This window comes from Methanosarcina sp. (genome assembly GCF_035390745.1).
Taxonomy (GTDB): domain Archaea; phylum Halobacteriota; class Methanosarcinia; order Methanosarcinales; family Methanosarcinaceae; genus Methanosarcina.
The window spans coordinates 8,212-27,122 of the sequence record NZ_DAOOUJ010000008.1 but is presented as its reverse complement, the minus strand read 5'-3'; the positions used below and the strand labels follow the sequence as shown (position 1 = coordinate 27,122).

Annotated in this window: 14 protein-coding genes; 4 read left to right on the top strand and 10 right to left on the bottom strand. The window is 38.3% G+C overall.

The features are described 5' to 3' along the window. Positions 1-413: 413 nt before the first annotated feature. Together PLL47_RS03810 and PLL47_RS03805 are read right to left on the bottom strand one after the other, a co-directional pair. The gene (locus PLL47_RS03810; RefSeq protein ID WP_324444873.1) at positions 414-998 is read right to left on the bottom strand and encodes a M23 family metallopeptidase; all 585 of its coding nucleotides are present in this window, start codon (positions 996-998) and stop codon (positions 414-416) included. A gap of 140 nt (positions 999-1,138) precedes the next feature. Next, positions 1,139-5,470 carry a tetratricopeptide repeat protein gene (locus PLL47_RS03805; RefSeq protein WP_324444872.1) on the bottom strand — a complete coding sequence of 1,444 codons (4,332 nt, stop codon included), beginning with the start codon at positions 5,468-5,470 and terminating at the stop codon, positions 1,139-1,141. Between the two features lie 658 nt (positions 5,471-6,128). Between PLL47_RS03805 and PLL47_RS03800 the strand changes: the two genes are divergently transcribed. Beyond that, on the top strand, positions 6,129-6,557 hold the full coding sequence (locus tag PLL47_RS03800; protein WP_324444871.1) for a uracil-DNA glycosylase family protein: 429 nt from the start codon (positions 6,129-6,131) through the stop codon (positions 6,555-6,557). Positions 6,558-7,183: 626 nt separating this feature from the next. Further along, positions 7,184-7,396: a hypothetical protein gene (locus PLL47_RS03795; protein WP_324444870.1), complete on the top strand. Its 213-nt coding sequence runs from the start codon at positions 7,184-7,186 to the stop codon at positions 7,394-7,396. Positions 7,397-7,699: 303 nt separating this feature from the next. Here the strand turns inward: PLL47_RS03795 and PLL47_RS03790 are convergent, their stop codons facing one another. The 7 genes from PLL47_RS03790 to PLL47_RS03760 form a co-directional block, all read right to left on the bottom strand. Next, on the bottom strand, positions 7,700-8,455 hold the full coding sequence (locus PLL47_RS03790; RefSeq protein ID WP_324444869.1) for an endonuclease III domain-containing protein: 756 nt from the start codon (positions 8,453-8,455) through the stop codon (positions 7,700-7,702). Between the two features lie 99 nt (positions 8,456-8,554). Then, on the bottom strand, positions 8,555-9,070 hold the full coding sequence (locus PLL47_RS03785) for a phosphate-starvation-inducible PsiE family protein (RefSeq protein ID WP_324444868.1): 516 nt from the start codon (positions 9,068-9,070) through the stop codon (positions 8,555-8,557). 139 nt (positions 9,071-9,209) lie between these two features. Then, positions 9,210-10,583, bottom strand: coding sequence for an ABC transporter permease (locus PLL47_RS03780; RefSeq protein WP_324444867.1), 1,374 nt, complete (start codon positions 10,581-10,583; stop codon positions 9,210-9,212). A 23-nt stretch (positions 10,584-10,606) separates the two neighbouring features. Next, positions 10,607-11,959 (bottom strand): COG1361 S-layer family protein, encoded by a 1,353-nt coding sequence (locus PLL47_RS03775; RefSeq protein WP_324444866.1) that lies wholly within the window; start codon positions 11,957-11,959, stop codon positions 10,607-10,609. Positions 11,960-12,099: 140 nt separating this feature from the next. After that, entirely contained in the window at positions 12,100-12,813 is a 714-nt protein-coding gene (locus PLL47_RS03770) for an ABC transporter ATP-binding protein (RefSeq protein ID WP_324444865.1), read from the bottom strand. A 209-nt stretch (positions 12,814-13,022) separates the two neighbouring features. Further along, positions 13,023-13,229, bottom strand: coding sequence for a helix-turn-helix transcriptional regulator (locus PLL47_RS03765; protein ID WP_324444864.1), 207 nt, complete (start codon positions 13,227-13,229; stop codon positions 13,023-13,025). Between the two features lie 492 nt (positions 13,230-13,721). Continuing rightward, the gene (locus tag PLL47_RS03760) at positions 13,722-14,633 is read right to left on the bottom strand and encodes a pirin family protein (RefSeq protein ID WP_324444863.1); all 912 of its coding nucleotides are present in this window, start codon (positions 14,631-14,633) and stop codon (positions 13,722-13,724) included. 498 nt (positions 14,634-15,131) lie between these two features. On the opposite strand from PLL47_RS03760, the gene PLL47_RS03755 reads away from it, so the two are divergent. Further along, on the top strand, positions 15,132-15,812 hold the full coding sequence (locus PLL47_RS03755) for a GIY-YIG nuclease family protein (RefSeq protein WP_324444862.1): 681 nt from the start codon (positions 15,132-15,134) through the stop codon (positions 15,810-15,812). A 691-nt stretch (positions 15,813-16,503) separates the two neighbouring features. Then, a complete protein-coding gene (locus PLL47_RS03750; protein WP_324444861.1) occupies positions 16,504-17,085 on the top strand; it encodes a DUF2121 domain-containing protein in 582 nt (193 codons plus the stop codon). 75 nt (positions 17,086-17,160) lie between these two features. On the opposite strand, the gene ade is transcribed toward PLL47_RS03750, so the two are convergent. Continuing rightward, positions 17,161-18,816, bottom strand: a complete 1,656-nt coding sequence (gene ade, locus PLL47_RS03745; protein ID WP_324444860.1) for an adenine deaminase — start codon at positions 18,814-18,816, stop codon at positions 17,161-17,163. Between the last annotated feature and the right edge of the window lie 95 nt (positions 18,817-18,911).

Genomic DNA, 18,911 nt, shown 5'->3' with positions numbered 1-18,911 from the left:
GTATCAAAAACTAATACATATTTTAATATGGATTTGTTTCATATTACAAAAATTCTATTTGATTATTTTAAATATATTTACAAATATCTTTATTCAACATTATTGTTTTGTTGGATATATGTATATATTTAGATATATTTTTATTATGCCACTATATTTATTTATTCTTTTTTACTGTGATTTTGATGACCTTATCCTTTTGAATTATGTGTAAAACATATACCCTAGGTATTCAAATTTATTGGCAAGATTTGCTTAATAAAATCGAATATGTGCATATAATTCAAAGTGAATTTTTTTTCTCTCGGAAAAATTATCCTCTTTTTAAGCATCGTACTTAGAATAAACAAAAATCTATAGCAAGTCTCCAAAATCAGCCGCAGAAGCCGTGGACATCAGGTTCGAGATATCATTCAGTCCTTTATTGATTCCAGATATTCCACTGGGTCTACAAGGTTTTTCGGCTTTTCATCAGCAAACCAGTTGCCTCCGAGATAATGTCTGTGGGCGGTAATGGGTTCATTCTTCCAGACTTCAAAATGAAGCATACTGGGGTTTTTATTTTTTAGCTTCTGGATATAAAGTGGGCATGATTTGTCTATTTTGTCAGAATTCAGGACCATTCCCACGTGTCCTATCAGGCTTCCCGGCTCCAGTTCGTCTCCTTTTTTTACGGAAAAGCATGCAAGCTCACCATATTTGCAGAAAAGCCCTTTCTCGTGTTCAATAATTACATAATATGTCGGATTCCAGTAAGGCAGGAGTTCAGGCGATGTCATCAGACCGGTTTCTGTGACAATTCCGCCTTCAACCGAAACCACCTCTGTATTTTCAGGAGCATAAAGGTCAACTCCGCAATGGTACCTGTCTCCCCTGTCTTCCCAGAAAGAGCCGGGTTCTCCTTTTCGCGGTATTCTTCCGGGAATTATTTTTTTCAGAAATGTTTTTTCCGAAGCTGTTTCTTCTGGAATATCTGGATTCAGGGGCCATCGTTTCATGGGATTTCAGTATACATGAAAGGTAAAAAAGATTTCTTCATTCGCCGTGCAACATTATGGACAGAAACTTGAGATGAAAAAGTGAAAAACAAAAAGTGAAACTTAGTCTTCCGGAGCCCACAGCTCACGAAAGCCTTTACTTACAGGTTCTCATCCAGTCTTTTTATTACATCCAGCATCAGAGAGGGAGATAGTTCAAAATTAAATTCCGGTGGAGCCACTATTGGTCCTAAATCGAGGCTTACATCGCCAACCCCTTTTTTAAGTACAATTTTGATAGCTTCTGTGATAGCTTCTGCTATCCTGACACTGGGAGAAATCAGAATCAGGATAAAAATTAACAGTAATATATCATCAAAATAATTATCTGGTATTTTCGGATAAATGTCCACACTGGCAGGAGTTAAAATATTGAAGGCTGTATTGTTATTGCTGTTCTCAGAACCTGCAGGATTTGAAGTTGTGTTATTTGCCAGGTAGTACAAGTAAATGTTTACGCTGGCTGGAGTTAAAATATTCAAGGTTGTATTGTTGTTACTGTTATTGCTGTCATTTTCATTGTTAGTGTTATTGTTGTTACTCAAGGAACCTATGAGATTTGAAGTTGTGTTATTTGCTGGATAGTGCAAATAAATGTCCATACTGGCGGGAGTTAAAATACTCTCTATTGCATCTCCATTGCTAATCTCAGAAGCTACAGGATTTGAAGTTGTGTTATTTGCCGGAGAGTACGAAATTATATAGGGATAAATGTTTATCTGGTCGGGAACAAAATACCAAGCATCATTGGATGTAGAATTGTTCCATGCTACAGGTTGTGGATTTTCCATGTGAACAAACAATGTTAACAAAATCCCAAGTATAACAAATGTGCCAGAAGTCCTTCTTCTCCATGTATTTACAGGCGAATTAAACCAGTAAGTCCAGAAGGGTGGTTTTATTTTTTGCTTCCAGATATTGTCAAGAAGATCTCTGGCAGCTTTATCAGTCCTGGGGTCTGGCTTCAGGCTTATGCATTTCTGAAGTTTCTCTTTAGCGGTTGTGTAGTCCTGAAGTTTAAAGTAAAAGTAACCCAGAAGGTACAGGGTGTATTCTTCAATTTTTTCATATTTATTAAATTTGGTAAGTTGTGCTCTAATCGCTGTTTTACATTTTAATCTTCCATAGTTATTAGTTTCTGATTCAGAGTCTTCTGAATTTTCAGTAGATTTCAGAGTTAATCTAATCAGAGTTAATCTAATCCGACTGGAGACTGATTCAAGACGGAAAACTTTAATCCCCAGTTGGATTAAATAAGAGCTTACTTTTTCTTTAATCGTTAATTTTTTCTCATTCATTGATTCTTCAATTTTTAATTCTTTTGTTTCAAGCCTCTTTAAGATTCTATATTGGTAATTTAATAAAATTGCCAGTAGGAGTAAGATTAAAGCAATATAGAAGTGGTCCCTAACTAACTCCAGTATACCAAAAAATTTAAAAATAGGATAGAGAATTTTTATTCCTAATATTAACGTAATTGTTAAGGCAGCTATTGTACAGATAGGTAAAATGGTTTTTGATCGGGAATCTTGGTTTATTTTTTTAACTAGATCGTCTCTTGTAACCTCAGATTTTTTACAAAAAGGTATGACTTTTTCCAGATCACATATAATTGAATTAAAAAGTTCATTCGAGTGTATATCTTCAGTTTTTGATTGACTATTTTCGTTGGCAGATTTTGATTCCTCAGAAGAGTCTGATTCTCCATTTATTTCAAATTTCTGGCAAAGGTATTTGGCATAAACCGACCAGAGAAGAAATATTGGGTTATCTAGATTGAAAGAAGCTGCTTTTTCAAATAATTTAGCTGCGTTACTATATTTCTTTTCCTGACTTTCTATATCTTCTATTTTTATTCTGCCTTCCAGAAAGTGAATATAACCTATATTAGAATCAGGATTTTTGTCATCTATTTGAATACTTTTTATGTTTTTGGAGGCTTCTTCAATTCCTCCACTATTTAAGAAAAGCTCTGCCAGATTGGCATGCGCTAAAATAAAATCAGGATCTTCCTGTATAGTATTCTCAAAAAGCTTTTTTGCTCTATTCAGTTCTCCTTCTCTGGCAAGAACAACTCCCAGATTGTTGGAAGCACGTGAATTCCCTGGTTCAAGTTCCAGAGCTTTTTCAAAAGCTTTTCTTGCCTCTGAAAAAATTTCCAGTTTGTAGAAGACGACCCCCTTGTTTATCAAACCATCAGCAAAAGTCGGGTTAATATCAATTGCTTTATCGAAAGCTTCTAGAGCCTCTTCATAATTTTCGAGTCTATATTTGGCAAGTCCTCTGTCATTCCAGGATTTGTAAACGTTTGGATCATTTTCAGTAGATATTACCTGGTCATAAATATTAATTGCTTCTTTATATTTCCCAAGAGAATATAGAGCATCACCCTTATTATGCAACGCAAGATAGTAATTTGGGTTTATCTCAAATGCTTTTTCAAAAGCTTCAATAGCTTTATTGTATTTTTTGAGTTTCATATATGCGTTGCCTTTATTATTCCACGCAAGGGGAAAATTTGGATTTAGAGTTGTAGCGGTATCAAAAGCTGTTACGGCTTTTTCGTATTCATCAATGGCATCCTGATATTTTCTGGTTTTAATGAGAACTTCAGCAAGACTTGAATGGGCAGTTCCTTTGTTGTACCAGTGGTCTGGATTGTTTGGGTTTTCATAAATCAGGATTTTAAAATATCCTATGGATTTTTCCAGAGCATTTTTAGCTGCGTTAATTTTTGTTATTTCCTTTTCACATGGGCTTTTTTCATCTTTATTTTCTGTTTTAGGTTCTTCAGAAGCAGTTTTGATCTCTTCATCTATTGCAATTTTGAAGAGAATAGTTCCTTTTTTAAGCCAGGCTTTTGCATCCCGTGGTTTATTTTTAAGGAATTTGTCGAGGGATTCAATAGCTTCTTTGTATCTTTTGAGCTCGTCTAAAACAAGGGCTTTATCGTAATATAATTCAAATGTTTGGGAAGATTCTATTAATTTATTATATTCTTCAAGGGCTATTTTAAAAGCTACCTGGGATTCTATATCAAAAATTTTTTGAAGTATTCTGGCATTTAATTCATTACTCAATATGTTTTTTAACAAACGTTCTGCGAACTTAACTTTCGTTTCATAACTCATTGATTTGTAACTTTTCAAGAATTCGTTTTCATTCTCCTCTATTATAGCTTGAAATTTTTTATGAAATTTTTTATTATTCTCTGGTTTATCAGTCTGATCTTTATTGATAATATTTTTTAACATCTCCAGATCTTTATAATTGTTCCTAAGTTCGCGAAGTATGAGGCCTTTATAGTACCATGAAATTGAGGAGATTTTTTTAGAAGACAAATCATTATTAGCTTCTTCTTTTGCGAGCTTATCAAATATTTTAAACGAACTTTTAAAATCTTTAACTTCATAGCGAGAAAGAGCAAAATAATATGCTCCATCGCGCTTATACTTAGTTATTAGGTCGTTCAAAAGATCTAAATTTAAATAATTATCTGAAATTTTGTTTATACATTCATATTTTTTTAGGTAATATAAAAGCAAAATATTCTTTTGTTCATTTTCAGGAGTGTCTTCAGCCTGCTCTCCACAAGGTAATTTCCTTAATATTTCTAATATTTCTATATCATAATAATCATAAATTACTGCTTTTTTGAAATCTTCAAAAGAATCCTCATATTTTTTAAGTTTATAATTTGCAATGCCTTTATAGAACCACAATTTGCCATTTTCCTTATATAAACCACACTTTGAGGCATTATCTAAATGTTCTGAAGCACTTCTAAAGTTTTCATAAGCTTTGCTATTCATTCGTTTTTTCTCATACAGCATTCCAAATTTATAAAAGGTGCATCCTGCATAGTAATTGAAGGAAAATAAGTCATCGATTTTTAAAGAGAGTTCTTCAACCTTTTCTAAAACATGATCATACTTTTCCTTAATTTTGCTATTTCCCTCTACTTTCTGATAAACTTTACAAAATTCTTCCAAAAACAGAGTTAAATTTTTCTTAAAAGTAGAAACTTCTTCAATATTTTCTTTTACGTCATTATACTTTTCCTTGATTTTGTTATTTTTGTCGATTTCTTTATACACTTCACAAAATCTTTCTATATTGGTATTTAATTGATCCTTATCTTCTTTAAATTTATTCAGCACTAATTCATTGATCTTTTTAGAAACTTCCTCGAAGTCTTTTATGGCTTTTTCAAAGTTTTCTTCACTATCTTCAAACATCTGATTTTTTTCAAACTGTATTCCAAGTCTATAGTAAGAGCACCCTCTATAGTAGTGCGCTTTAGTCTCTTTGTTTAGCTCTAAACTTTTGGAATAATAATCAATAGCTTTGGTAAACAGCTCGATAGCTTCGCTTAAATCTCCTTTTTCGTAGTGACTGCAGGCCTCTCTATAGTTCTGATCTCCCGACTTCATCAGCCGTTTCAGCCCTTTATCTGATTTATTATAAACAATAATCTATAATTTCAACCTTATATAATTAAACGAATATATCTTTCGAAATCAAGATTATTATAGCTCTATGGTATGAACTGGGCGCCTCAGAATAATTGGATGTATAGCGGCGGCAATTGAACAGTTATGACTTCAGGTACAAGAGGAGTTTTATCGGGATCCCAAAAGCGGATTTAAAACAGCTCATCAAAGCTCGGGCAATTTGTTGATACTTCTTTGTTAATACTGCTCCTGAAAGTCTGGTGAGCCAGACTTTGTTAGCCGAGCATATTTATGCAATCTGGCCTTCCAGAAGATCGGCACTTTATAAAAAATAGAATATTTTATCGTTGTTTTTTTATACCATTAGCACATAAATATAACTTGATCCATAAGGTCAGTCCCAAATCTATGAAGAAGACGTACGAAGAAAGTATGTAACTTAAATAGGTAATGACTTGACTAAGTAGTAACTTAAATGAGTAATGACTTAATAAGCATAACTTAAATAGGCATAACTTAACTGAGTAAAGAACTACATTAAATTGTGGATCAGACCTTATGGGTCACAAAAACCCTTTTTTAATATCTTATTTTCTGCCCTAATTCCTATTTATATTTCTATCACCTTAATTTAAGAATGAAACCTGTTGAATGTATCGAATGTAAAAACTTTCCCTGTTCCGGTATTGATAAAAGCGGGTATATTATGCCTGCTGCAGACCTCGATCCTGAAAAGGTTAAAGTAGTTATGATTTCCGAAGCTCCTCCTGAAGATCCTCACGATTATTTTTATGCTCCGGGAGATCCTTTTTACCTGAGAACAACCCTCCAGGCGTTCAATGATGCAGGAATTTCGGTAAGCAGCATAAGGGAAATTCTCGACCTTGGATTCTACCTCACAACGGCAGTCAAATGTAAAAAGACGAAGTACGGGATTTCTGCACAGACGGTCAAAAACTGCTCTCTGGTGCTCGAAAAGGAACTTGCCCTTTTTCCGAATATTGAGGTATATATGTTGATGGTAGAATTACCTGATAGAAAAGTCGAAAAGAGAAGTGATAGCTGAAGATCTTGCTGAAGCTGCAAAAATTATACAAAAATAAGAATAGAAACCATACAAAACTGTTGAACAAAAATTATTAAGTATATGGAGTACAATCTTAGCTTATGGGACGGCTGGTAGAAGCTGTGGTTAACATATCACTGCTGATTTTCGCAATAGTGTTTGTTAAAATATGTCTCAGCATAATACCTGAGATTACAATCTTTTCATAGTCTTGCTGTTTATGGAGAGTTCGAGGTTTCGTGATGGGGGCTTTCTCAGCCAGTAAGTTTTGAGTTGGTGCCTCAAGTACTCAAAAATATGCATATGTTCAGGATTACTTCTGAGTTTTCATATGCATGATTTAGCAGGTTTTCCTCCCTCTTTTCTTCTTATTTTTACTAACAGAGCATAAAAGATATATAAGTTAACTGAGTAAATATTCAATGTGAGTTATTTATATTAATCGATACATAAAGACTTAAATTAGTTATAACTAAGTTCCAACTATATAGATATGTATAATATATAATTACTATTGGGGATATCTATTTATATCTGTCATGCACACTATATTATGTCGAAGAGAACCAAGAAACGAGACTAAAATTAGAATAAATTTGAATTAGAAATAAAAAAGGTGATATAAAATGGAAAAACTTAGAAATATAATTATCGAGAACGTGGCAACATTCAACAGGGCATTTCCGGACAGGTTCTGCCATAGCCCGGATGTTATCTCAGCGATCTCACATGACTATAAGTTCACTTACGGACAGGTCGAAAACGAGATCGAAAAGATGGTCCACGAAGGCGTTCTTGATGCAGAACTTTCCGACTGGTACGGAATAAAGCTCCTGTAAGCACAAACCGCCCTTCGGAAAAAAGATAGGCACAGATCGATGCATGACGAAATCTGGATTGGATCAATTATTTGATTATTGAACAGGGATTATTTGATTATTGAACAGGGCACTTTACTGCCTTAACAATTATCTGATCTGATCGCATAAACAAGGATTAAGAAACATTATACAGCGGAAACTTCAGCCAGAGTTTCTTAAGTAACCAGTTCTTACTCCCCTTAAAATCTTTTAGTTGATGAATTTTTCTGGATATAGGGATGTAATATTCAGGTCCTTAAATCTCAAATTCCATTGGCCTTATTAGTAAATATTTAGAAGAGGACACAGGGAATAGTTAACCTTCTTTTGATAATACCTCTTTGCATGTTCTACAAGAAGGGCATGATATTCCTGATAGATGACCAGGTCTTCCGGTAAATTCTCTTCAAACAATGCCTTGATTTCGGAATATTTTGCTTTCTCATCAGCCAGGCCAAGATTGCTTACTATTCTTCTGGTATATGCATCAACCACAAATGAAGGCTGTTTAAAGGCATACAGCAGGATCGAATCTGCAGTCTCGGGACCCACACCTTTTAATGAGAGCAGCTCATCTCTTTCAGGCATTCTGCCTTTCAATTCCAGAAACCATTCTGCAAGAGTTTTAAGGCGTACTGCTTTCTGGTTATAATAGCCTGCAGGCTTTATAGCTTCTTTTAAGGTTTCGGGAACAAGGTCAAGGATTCCGCATGGAGAAAAAGAGTTTATCTGTTCCAGGTTTATCAGGGCTTTTTCAACCTGCTGCCAGCTCGTATTCTGAGTAAGCATGGCTCCACATATGATCTCAAACTGCTGATTTTCAGCATGAGGATATGTATAATCTCCAGGATGGTATCCCTGGACAGAACCTGTTTTTGTAGGATTTGTCCCACCATTGTCGTGGAGTTCTATTAAAGGCCACCATCCCTGAGGACCATATGAATTAAAGAGGAATTTGTAGATCTTCAGGATAACAGGCCCGGGATCTTTTCTTTTGAAGCTGAGGTTTTGAATGTCTTTTTTGATTGAATCTTTCATTGGATACACTATGTTCAGGAAATTGTTTAAAAATGTTCTGTTTCAGGGCTTTTCATTCGCTTAGCCCGTATATTCTGGTTTTCTGAAGGAACCCCTCTTTTAACTGAGGGGCCGTTTTCCTTCAGCATCGGGGTTGCACCAATCAAGCAGGGCGTTCAGTCCTTTTTTTGAAGTCTGCCCTTCTCCCTTTAATGGAGTTTGATAACTCTGAGGTTTTGACGCAGGAGAATATTGAACTGCAAGTACTCTTATTATGCCCAGCACAAGCAGCAGCACGGCAAGGCTCAGGATAAACTCATATCCAAATTTCTGGGAGTAAAGACCCACAGCAATTTCACGCAGGACTATTAAGATTGTGGCATCAGTAATATCTGTAAGCTTGATCCTGTCATGTTCATGATAATCAACAAAAGCTTTGAAAAGATCAATAACGATAAAAACTGTCAATACACTTGTTACCATGTGATTGAATCCGCTTTCAAGCGACTCAAAAATAATGAAACGGATCTCCAGCAAGGTTTTTGCCATTCCCACAATTAAAGCAAATAAAAGTATGTAAAGAATGATTGTGGTAATGGCATCTGTAACCTGCTTAAATAATTTTAAACTATCCATTTTTCTCTCCATATAAACCCGGTCTGTACATTTTTCATATTATATAGAGTTTTTAACATTATTTATATATTTACTAGAGTATATTCTCTTTTTATTCCTTTTTATCTTTCTTTTGCCTGAAATTGCACAGCTCAATAACTCATTCATATCTCAGAGCATCCACGGGTTTCAGTTCGGATGCATTCTTTGCCGGCACGATACCTGCAATCAGCCCCACCACTATAGAAACCAGAGTTGCAATAAGGGTGCCTTTCAGGCTTAAAGCAAATTCAAAAGGAATGCTCATTTTTGCTGAAATCAGGAATAGAATCAGCTGGACTGCAGCTGTCCCCAGAAGGATTCCTATTATTCCGCCTACAAGGCTGATCATTGCGGCATTGCAAAGAAAAATCATCATGATATCGCTGTTCTTTGCACCTATGGCTTTCATAATCCCGATTTCCTTCGTCTTCTCAAGCACGGAAGTAAACATTGTATTTGCAATCCCTGTTGAGCCTACAAGAAGAGAGATACCTGCGATGAATGCGAGGAATGCTGTGAGGCCATTAATAAGTTTTCGCGTACTTTCAATAGCCTCTTTCTGGGAGTTTACATAAAAGTCCTGGGTTTCTTCGGTAACTCTCCTTGAGAGTCTTAATTTACGCTCTATTTCCTGAAGTGCTGTATCATAATCTGCCTCATTATAGAGCTTTACCTCTATGGTATCGTACACATCCCCTTCTCTTTCGGATGCATACTCTTCACCATTCCGAAGGGAGTATACCTCCTGATATGGCATATAAACGCTGCTCCCAAAAATATCTCCCATACCTCCAAGAAGCCCTCCGTCCTTTGCCAGTATTCCGATTACCCTGTAAGATTTACCGTTGAGGGGTATCATCTGGTTAAGCCGGATTTCCTGCTCGAAGGTATTTTTTGCCAGCTCATTCGAAATAACCACAACTGCCCTGTCCCCAGGCGCCAGCATCCTGCCCTCTCCGACCTTCTTTTTTGTAATATCAGGCCAGACAGCCGGATCCACGCCGTCAACCCAGACAAAAGTTGATTCGCTTCCTGATTTCAACTCCGCTCCGGTTTGAACGTTAACATTTACATATTCAACAGCCGGGATGCTTCGCAGGACAAATACATCCTTTCTTGTGAGTTCTGCCTCAGTTTCAGTTTCAGTTTCAGATTCTATGGGATCGGAAGTTGCGTTCTCAGATTCACCCTCGATTCCCGCATTTGTTTCTGTGCTCATTGCTGCACTTTCATCTGAGCTTTCTTCCATATCTTCTTCATACGTATCGTCTTCAGATGATATTTCAAAAGGAATCGAGGCTATTATTGTAATTGTATCACCCCCGAGCCCCTCCAGAGTTTCAGTTACCTGCTCCTGAAAATACTCTCCAGTAGTAATGATTACCATTACCGAGGCAATCCCTATGATAACCCCTATAATTGTCAGCCAGCTTCTCAGCTTATTGGCTCTGACCATATTCAGGGCGATTTTCAAAATCTTTGCCAGCTTCATGGAAACAGATCCTGATTCAGGATTTATTCGTCCATTTTCTTTTCGTCGGTCTGGTTTTCGCCGGTCAAATTTGCTTCAGCATTCTTTTCTATTACCTTTTTCTGATGCTTTTTATAAACGAAAAAGCCTGCAGCACCGAGCAGGAGAAGGAACAGAAGTTTATGCGACAGCATGCTCGATTTGCTGCTCTCCTCTGTCATCTTAGAACCTGCCTGCAGGGTAGAAGGAGATGCATAAAGTGAGATCACATTTTCTTCAACCTGCCTGATCCCGTCACTGGAGGTATAACTGATTTCAAATTTTATGGGAAGCTCCTCTCCAACAGTTACGGGTTCAAGGTTGAAATCTGCGATTGTATAGTCCCCTTTTGCCAGGTTACCGAGAACTACAGAATTGCTGCCATCTGTTACTGTCCAGTTTTCCTGCAGGGGAACAGAAACCTTTACCGAGTTTGCACCGTTGTTCCCTATATTAGAAACTGAAAAAGTGTAAGCGCCTGTTGGGCTCTGTTCCATAAAGGCTATATCGAAATCTGTGGTGCCTCCTATGTAGATCCCTGCCTTGCTTTCTATTGTCTTGCGCTTTTCGTTTTCTACATAGCCTGCTTCCGTAATTGTCTGAAGTTCCTCTATATCATCATAGGTCAGAGTCATATCCAGCTTGTAAAGGCCGGGTTTTGTATTCACATTGGTCAGAACCTCAAAGCTGACATTGGCAGTTTCCCCAACATCAATAAGGTTGATGTGCTTGACATTGCTGGAACCTACAGGAAGGATCACGTCGTTTGTGGATTCCCAGGAAAACATTGAGTTTTTGAGGGGGGAGTTTCCTGCATTTCTTATACCGAAAGTAAGTTTTGTTTTTTCTCCTGGTATCAGCTTCTCGACACTGATATATTCTATTTCAGCATTTGATTCGCTGTCGATATCTATTGTGAGTTCTTTGGTGAGGGAAACTTTCTTTTTCTTATCTGTCGAGTAAAGGTACACTTTAAGGGGATATGAGCCTTCATTGATATCATTTTCAACTCCGACTTTGAACTTCAGAACCTTTCTGCGGTCATCTTCAGAACGTTTTCCGAGAGTTCCTATGCTCTCTACAAGTTTTTCTCCCGAAAGAGCCTTAAAAGGATATTCTGGCTTGATTTCTACAAAGCAGTTTTCTATATCATCATAACCTGTATTCTCAATTGAAATCCTTACTTCAAGCACATCCCCTGGATTTACAGGGTCCGGATCCTGGTTAAGAAGGTCGACACTTAAGCCTTTATCAAGACTCGATGTATTAATAGTACTTTCAGCCAGAGAAGTTCCACTGCATAATAATAAACTGAACAGAATCATGAATATAAAACTGATATATTGTTTAACACCCATTTTTGGATACCTCTATTAACTACTCCAATTTGTAATCATTAAAATCATTTACAGAAACCCTTTTTTATAATTAGAATTAATTTGTTCAGTTTTCGACTGAATCTGATTTTCGACTGAAATTTTGAGCTTTTCAATCCCTGTCAGGTTTCAGGGGTGATCTGTGATTCGTTTGTGCAGTCCCTGACCATTTCTCCGTCCTTGAGCTGAATATGCCTGCTGGCATACCCTGCAAGGTGCAGATCGTGAGTAACCATAACTATTGTTTTTCTTTTCTCTTTCCAGAGCCTGTAAAGAATCGAAATTACTTCCTGTCCGGTTATGCTGTCAAGAGCGCCTGTCGGTTCGTCTGCAAGGATTATTTCGGGGTCGCAGGCAAGGGCTCTGGCAATAGAAACTCGCTGCTGCTGTCCTCCTGAGAGCTGGGAGGGTTTATTCTGCATTTTGTCCGAGAGCCCTACAAGGTCGAGAAGTTCCTTTGCCTTTTTTTCCGCAGTCTTCTCATCAATTTCCTGGATCTCAAGGGGCAAGAGCACGTTTTCAAGTGCCGTCATCCCGGGAATCAGGTTGTACTGCTGGAATACGAATCCAATTGTCCTGCCTCTTAGGGCTGCCAGATCCGATTCCTGAAGCCGGGATATATCCCTGCCTTTCAGGAAGATTTTACCCTGTGAAGGAACGTCAAGACAGCCAACCAGGTTCATCATCGTAGATTTCCCGCTTCCTGAAGGACCTATTATAGCAGCAAATTCTCCTTTTCCAAGCTTCACGCTCACATTTTTCAAAGCATTGACCTTGACTTCGCCCATCTGATAAGTTTTCCAGACATTCTGGAAGGCGATCAATGTATTTTCCATATTTTCTCCTGAAAGACTTGTTTAATAATATGTTCTTTAAAAAGTTTATTTAATTTCATCTTCTTTAAAGAAATTGAATCTCTGTTATTTGATAAAAACTGAAAATCGTTCTATTATCTGTGATTGTTTGAGACTCTGGACAAAAATTATAAATATAGTAATAACTGCTATCAGTTTTTTCCAAAACAGCTTCATTATTTGTTTGAAGCTCATTCAAGATCCGAGTCTTCAAAAATGAACAGTTCATCAATTGTGCTGCCCAGAGATCTGGCTATCCTGTAAGCAAGTTTCAGAGAGGGATTGTATTTTCCTTTTTCCAGGAAAACAATGGTCTCTCTCCTGACTCCTACCAGCTTTGCAAGAGCTTCCTGGGTCAGGTCATGCCTTGCCCGAAACTCTTTGATCCTTGTTTTCACAAAATACCTCCGAAAACCCCTATTCAACATCAAAAGACGTAAACAATATTCCTGCAAGTATAAGAACTACTCCTGAAGAAAGCTTGTATTTGTATCCTTTTTGTAGACTTTTCATTTTCATATCTCCTTAAATAATCCTGTTCTATTGAATAGACTTTGTTGAATATCTCCTGTAAAAAACAATGGTTCATTGTTCATTATCTGCAACATATTATTCGAAATTACTAACATTAAGTTAGATTCATCTAACATGTGTTAGATATAGATAACATATTTTAATATTAAAGGCTTTTGTAAAAAAAGAAACTCACTCAAAAATCAATACTTTATCAGTAAGAATGGAAAAATGCCTCAGTGCTAAAAATCAACAATTCACGTCTAACTTCTTATGATTTCAGTATTAGACCATTGAGGTATTTGCAGCAGGCCGTGTGAGGTATTTATTTCTCGGTAAAGATATTGAATTTATAAAAAAGTAACGAATTTCAATTTTTATCCGGTACTTCCTGTAAAAACCCCCTGCCTGTATTCTTCAAAAGCTGCTCTCAATTCTTCTTTTGTGTTCATAACAATCGGCCCGTACCAGGCAACAGGCTCCCCTATAGGTTTTCCTGATATTAGAAGAAACCTTACCCCTTTATCTCCTGCAGTCACCTCAATGGAATCTCCGTCTCCATAGAGAACCAGGGTTTCAGGACCTATCGTGCAGTCCCCTGCCGGATGAATGTACCTTTCTCCTTCAACCTCAAAAGCACACGGGTCTTTTTCCCTGTCAAAATGCCCGCTGCCCTCTATGACATACGCAAAGACGGTATACCCCGGAGTTGTTATATGGAAAAACTTCTCCTCTGCCGGGACTGTAATGTCCAGATATTCGGGATCGGTAGCTATTTCCCGCACAGGCCCCTCAACTCCGTTCACATCTCCGCAGATAATCCTGACCTTCAGCCCTTTTTCCATGATGAGTTCAGGGACGCGGCTGCTTTTGATTTCACGGTATTGCGGTTCTATCATCTTAAGGGAAGCCGGAAGATTTGCCCAGAGTTGAAAAACCCACAGATCCCCTTTTTCATCTCCATGCGGCATTTCCTGATGGATGATCCCGCTTCCGGTAGTCATCCACTGCAGTTCTCCAGACCGAATTATACCGCTGTTTCCCAGGCTGTCTTCATGCCTTATCTCCCCCTGCAGGACATAAGTAATAGTCTCAATTCCCCTGTGCGGGTGCCAGGGAAATCCCATACTGTAGTCCTCCGGTTTTTTTGAGTGAAATTCATCAAACAGCAAAAATGGATCTAACTCAGGCACATGCCTGAACCCAAAAGCTCTCTTGAGGTGTACTCCTGCCCCTTCGACGGTTGGCATGCTTTTCCTTATTTTCTTTATTTTTCTGAGATTAGCCATATAGTCTCCCCCTCTCGACGAGTAATCCTTCAGATTTTTTACAAAAATAAGAACCGCAACTCTGCCTGATAATGATTCCCCAATCCTTATTAACAAACAGGCTTACTGGAATTTCTCTGCTTCCTATGATAGTGCACATACTGGTCCCCCTGTATAAGTATCGCAGTCGATCTATTTGGTTTTGTTGGAAAAATTCGATATTTATAATGTGAGACCTGGTTTTATGATACCGGATCTAAACCTTATGTTTAGACTTATATTTTACCTGCTTAATATAAATATTTGTGAACTTTGTCGAATAGATATTAAAATATAAATATATAAAATAAGTTTAAGTATAATTAAACCTAAACTTACATTACAGATAATCTAATACGCCTATACATATTCACGACATCTAGCTGTGAAAAAAATAATGCCAGCTTTGCCGGATGCGCTGATAAGTTTCCTGCATTTTAGAGCATTAATTTAGAGCATAAAACTCCGGGGGTACAATATATGGGTATTTTTTCTACGGGAACGAGTCCCGAACTAAAGGACTTTCTTGAGGCAGAGGACCTGGATGACTTGTTGGAAGCAAGGTCAAAGATAAGACAGTTAGACGAGAAAGATATAAAGAAGATTCGTTCCATCCTCCAGAGATGGAACAGCCCTCAGGCAGTGTCCAATCTTCTTTTCCACCCTAACCTTATACCTGAAGACATGAGGGCAGCCTGTCTCCTTAAAGGTCTAGGAGAAAAGAAAAATCCATATTATATCCTGGCTTCCGTAGTAGGGCTTCAGGGGATTGATCCTACAGTATTTTCAAAGGAACAGAGAAAGGCAATAAAAGAATGCTTGATTTCTGCTCTTAATGTTTCAGAAGGGATAATATCAGCGAGAGCCTCGGTTACCATCTATGATTATCTCTCCTTAGAAGACGCTTCTGCAGCATTTGAACTGCTAAGCCACCCCAACGAAGCTGCAAGACATAATATATTATGCTGGTTAATCAGAACCATGGAAAAATCTGATCTTGGGACATTTATTTCAATAGCAAACAGCAGCAATATTCCGGAAAGCGTACGTAAAGAGGCAATAGAAAAGTTCCAGGAACATCTCAGACAGAAAGAGATTGGAGAATGCAGTTTATCTGGAACGCAGCTTTACGCATATATTCCAAACCTTAAAGAGATGTGAATCACCTCTTAGATTTATCCTTCCCGAGTTCCGCCTCGGGAGGGCGGTGTCCTTTTCGCTTCGCTCCCCGAGTTTCGCTTCGGAAGGACGGTGTAATTTTCGCTTCGCTTCCTCAAGCAGACTAATCTATGATTTTATAAGTTAACTGAACTCAAGTTGACTAATTTGTGGTCTATAATGGATTATACAATAAACTGAGTTCACAAGAAAAACTCTTGACCCAAAAAATAGTACTTGCTATACCGAGTCATTCTTGTTACGCTCGACGAAGGAGAGCGGCTTTCTCAAAAAGCAAAAAAAGAACAGGAAAAAAGCCAAAAATAAAGTTACAATGTAAAAGTGATGCCAAAAACCGATTTAAAGGCAGAAAAACGAACAAATACTGCCGAGGTACTTCTTTGCTGTTTAGTTTATTTTTCACTACTTTTAAAGCCTTTTTTCATTCTACTACTTTCTGCTTTTCTGCTTTTTGGGCAGGACCGCCAGACAAGCTGGTTTTTTTTCAATACTATACGAATTTAAAGCCAGTTCTCTGGTAGAAAGATATTTCTTCTGATCCCTGCAACGTTATTCGATTTCTCGAATCATTTATTTCCTCATCCAGAATAATATCGCTTTAAGGAGAATTATTAAGAAATAGAAGTAACTAAAACAAAGAGATTCTTAAACACAACTTCTGGAGCAGATTATAATGACCCTTGTTATTGCTTTTATAGGAAAGAACGGTGCAGTCATGGCAGGAGATATGCGCGAAATCACTTTTGAAGGGGAGAAGCCCGACAGGGAAAAGCTCGAAAAAGAGCTTTACAGCGGGGCAATCGCTACGGATGAGGAACTGCAAAAGAAAGCAGAGGAGTTAGGGGTCAGAATAACGGTTACCGACTGCAAGGAGAAAGTCTCGGAGAGAAACGGCGTTCTTGTAGGGGAGGTTTCTTCAATTGAAGGCGGAGTCGTTAAAAAAAGAAGGCTTTACGCCTCAGCAGGAAACCATGCAATAGCAGAACTGAGGAATGCCGATATGACACTGACTTCTCAGGGGAAGGGAAGCAATTTCATAGCATTCGGAAATGAGTTTACGAAGCAGGTAGCTAACAAATGTTTCAAGGATCACTGGACGAAAAAAAGCAGTCTGCAGGATGCGGTGAAGATCCTGATCCTGTGTATGGAAACCGCAGCTAAGAAAACAGCTTCCGTGAGCAGGCAGTTCATGATCGTTCAAACCTCATCGAATGCTGATGTTTTGAAAGTTGTGGAAAAGGACAGAAACGGCTGAAAAAGCAGAAAAATTCTCTGCCTGGCTTTCTTTTCGGCTTCTCTCTTCTGATTATTCTGTTTTTCTCTCTTCTGATTATTCGTCTGCAAAAAGCTCGACAAACTCAAATTTCATTACATCAAAAAGACCTTTATCTCCCAGCTTAAGTTCGGGAATAACCAGAAGAGACATAAAAGCAAGAGTCATAAAAGGCGATTTTAGAGAAATTCCGAGCCTTCTGGCTTCTTCGTTAAGCATTTGATAACGGGAAGCTACTTCTTCTCCACTAAGGGTGCTCATAAGGCCTGCAACCTCAAGAGGAAGGTCAAGGAGATTTTCTGCAGTCCCGACAACGATTCCCCCTTTATTTTCCACCAGCCTGTTAACAGCTTCAACTATATCTTTGTCGGTTGCTCCTGCTGCAATGATATTGTGGCTGTCATGGGCAATGCTGCTTGCTATAGCGCCTTTCTTCAGGCCCATGTTCTTTATAAAACCGATCTGAACAGGGTCATCTGCATACCTGCTAAGGACAACCATTTTCAAAATATCTCTTGCCGGATCGGAAACCAGACTGCCGTTTTTGATGCTTGGCAGAAAAAGCTCCTGTCCTGTGACCAGTTCTCCATCCCTGGCAACTATTGCCCTGATCTTTTTTATTTGCTCTTTATCTGCCTCTGCAGGAGGTAGACCCAGTTTTACATCATCAACTGAAATTTTGTTCCTGTTAAATACATTTTTAGCAGGAACTTTTTCCAGGGGGAAAAGAACCTTTCCTTTATCGTAAACACATTCGCCGCCTATAAAGGTGCTGAGCACATTGAAAGATTTCAGGTCGTCTACAATGATGAAATCAGCAGGGTCTCCTTCACGTAGCAGCCCGACATTGAGCCCGTAATGCTTCACAGGGTTGAAAACAGCTGCCCTGACAAGATTATAGATATCAAGTCCTCTTTCCTGCCCGCGCCGGATAAGCTTATCGATATGACCTTCGTATATCAGGGTGTCCGGGTGGGAATCATCTGTGCACAGCATAACCAATTCGGGATATTCATCTATCAGGCGGTGCAGGGTTTCGAAATTTCTGGCTGAACTTCCTTCCCGGATAAGGATCTTCATGCCCAGCTTTATTTTCTCAACAGCTTCTTCATATTCAAAGCACTCGTGGTCTGTTGAAATCCCTGCACCGATATATTTTTGCAGGTCGGCTCCCCTCAGGCCGGGGGCATGCCCATCAATTACTTTACCGTGCTTTTTTGCTGATTCCAGTTTTGCCATTACATCGGGGAATCCCAGAATCACTCCCGGAAAATTCATCATCTCGGAAAGGTAACACAATTCTTCTTTTGCCAGCAGGCGGTCAACAGCCTCAGCATCAAGGACTGCTCCTGAGGATTCAAAAGGCGTAGCTGGCACACAGGATGGCACTCCAAAATAGATTTTCAGAGGGGATCTTTTTGAATTCTCAAGCATAAACTCAATGCCCTCTTCCCCCATAACGTTTGCAATCTCATGGGGATCGCTGACAACTGCAACCGTGCCTTTTGCTATAGCCATCCGGGCAAAAACCGAAGGAACAGTCATGGAGCTTTCTATATGCACGTGGGCGTCCACAAGCCCGGGCAGGATATAATGTTCGTTATCATGCTCTTTTTCTTTTATGCTGGTAATTTTTCCATTTTCAACGGTAATCTCACCTTTGAACTGCCGTCTGAAAACAGCGTCAACAATAATCCCCATGTACTTTTTCATGAGGGTTTATTTTATCCAACAATGGATAAACTTTTCCAAAAAACCAGTATAGGAACCTGGAGAAAAAGAATAAAAAAGGAAGATACAGGTTAATT

Bases quoted from the DNA above. Each gene is read 5' to 3' on its own strand.
- PLL47_RS03795 (WP_324444870.1), top strand. From the start codon at position 7,184: ATGGAAAAACTTAGAAATATAATTATCGAGAACGTGGCAACATTCAAC.
- PLL47_RS03755 (WP_324444862.1), top strand. From the start codon at position 15,132: ATGGGTATTTTTTCTACGGGAACGAGTCCCGAACTAAAGGACTTTCTT.
- PLL47_RS03800 (WP_324444871.1), top strand. From the start codon at position 6,129: ATGAAACCTGTTGAATGTATCGAATGTAAAAACTTTCCCTGTTCCGGT.
- PLL47_RS03775 (WP_324444866.1), bottom strand. From the start codon at position 11,959: ATGGGTGTTAAACAATATATCAGTTTTATATTCATGATTCTGTTCAGT.
- PLL47_RS03785 (WP_324444868.1), bottom strand. From the start codon at position 9,070: ATGGATAGTTTAAAATTATTTAAGCAGGTTACAGATGCCATTACCACA.
- PLL47_RS03750 (WP_324444861.1), top strand. From the start codon at position 16,504: ATGACCCTTGTTATTGCTTTTATAGGAAAGAACGGTGCAGTCATGGCA.
- PLL47_RS03770 (WP_324444865.1), bottom strand. From the start codon at position 12,813: ATGGAAAATACATTGATCGCCTTCCAGAATGTCTGGAAAACTTATCAG.
- PLL47_RS03810 (WP_324444873.1), bottom strand. From the start codon at position 998: ATGAAACGATGGCCCCTGAATCCAGATATTCCAGAAGAAACAGCTTCG.
- ade (WP_324444860.1), bottom strand. From the start codon at position 18,816: ATGAAAAAGTACATGGGGATTATTGTTGACGCTGTTTTCAGACGGCAG.
- PLL47_RS03790 (WP_324444869.1), bottom strand. From the start codon at position 8,455: ATGAAAGATTCAATCAAAAAAGACATTCAAAACCTCAGCTTCAAAAGA.
- PLL47_RS03805 (WP_324444872.1), bottom strand. From the start codon at position 5,470: ATGAAGTCGGGAGATCAGAACTATAGAGAGGCCTGCAGTCACTACGAA.
- PLL47_RS03760 (WP_324444863.1), bottom strand. From the start codon at position 14,633: ATGGCTAATCTCAGAAAAATAAAGAAAATAAGGAAAAGCATGCCAACC.
- PLL47_RS03780 (WP_324444867.1), bottom strand. From the start codon at position 10,583: ATGAAGCTGGCAAAGATTTTGAAAATCGCCCTGAATATGGTCAGAGCC.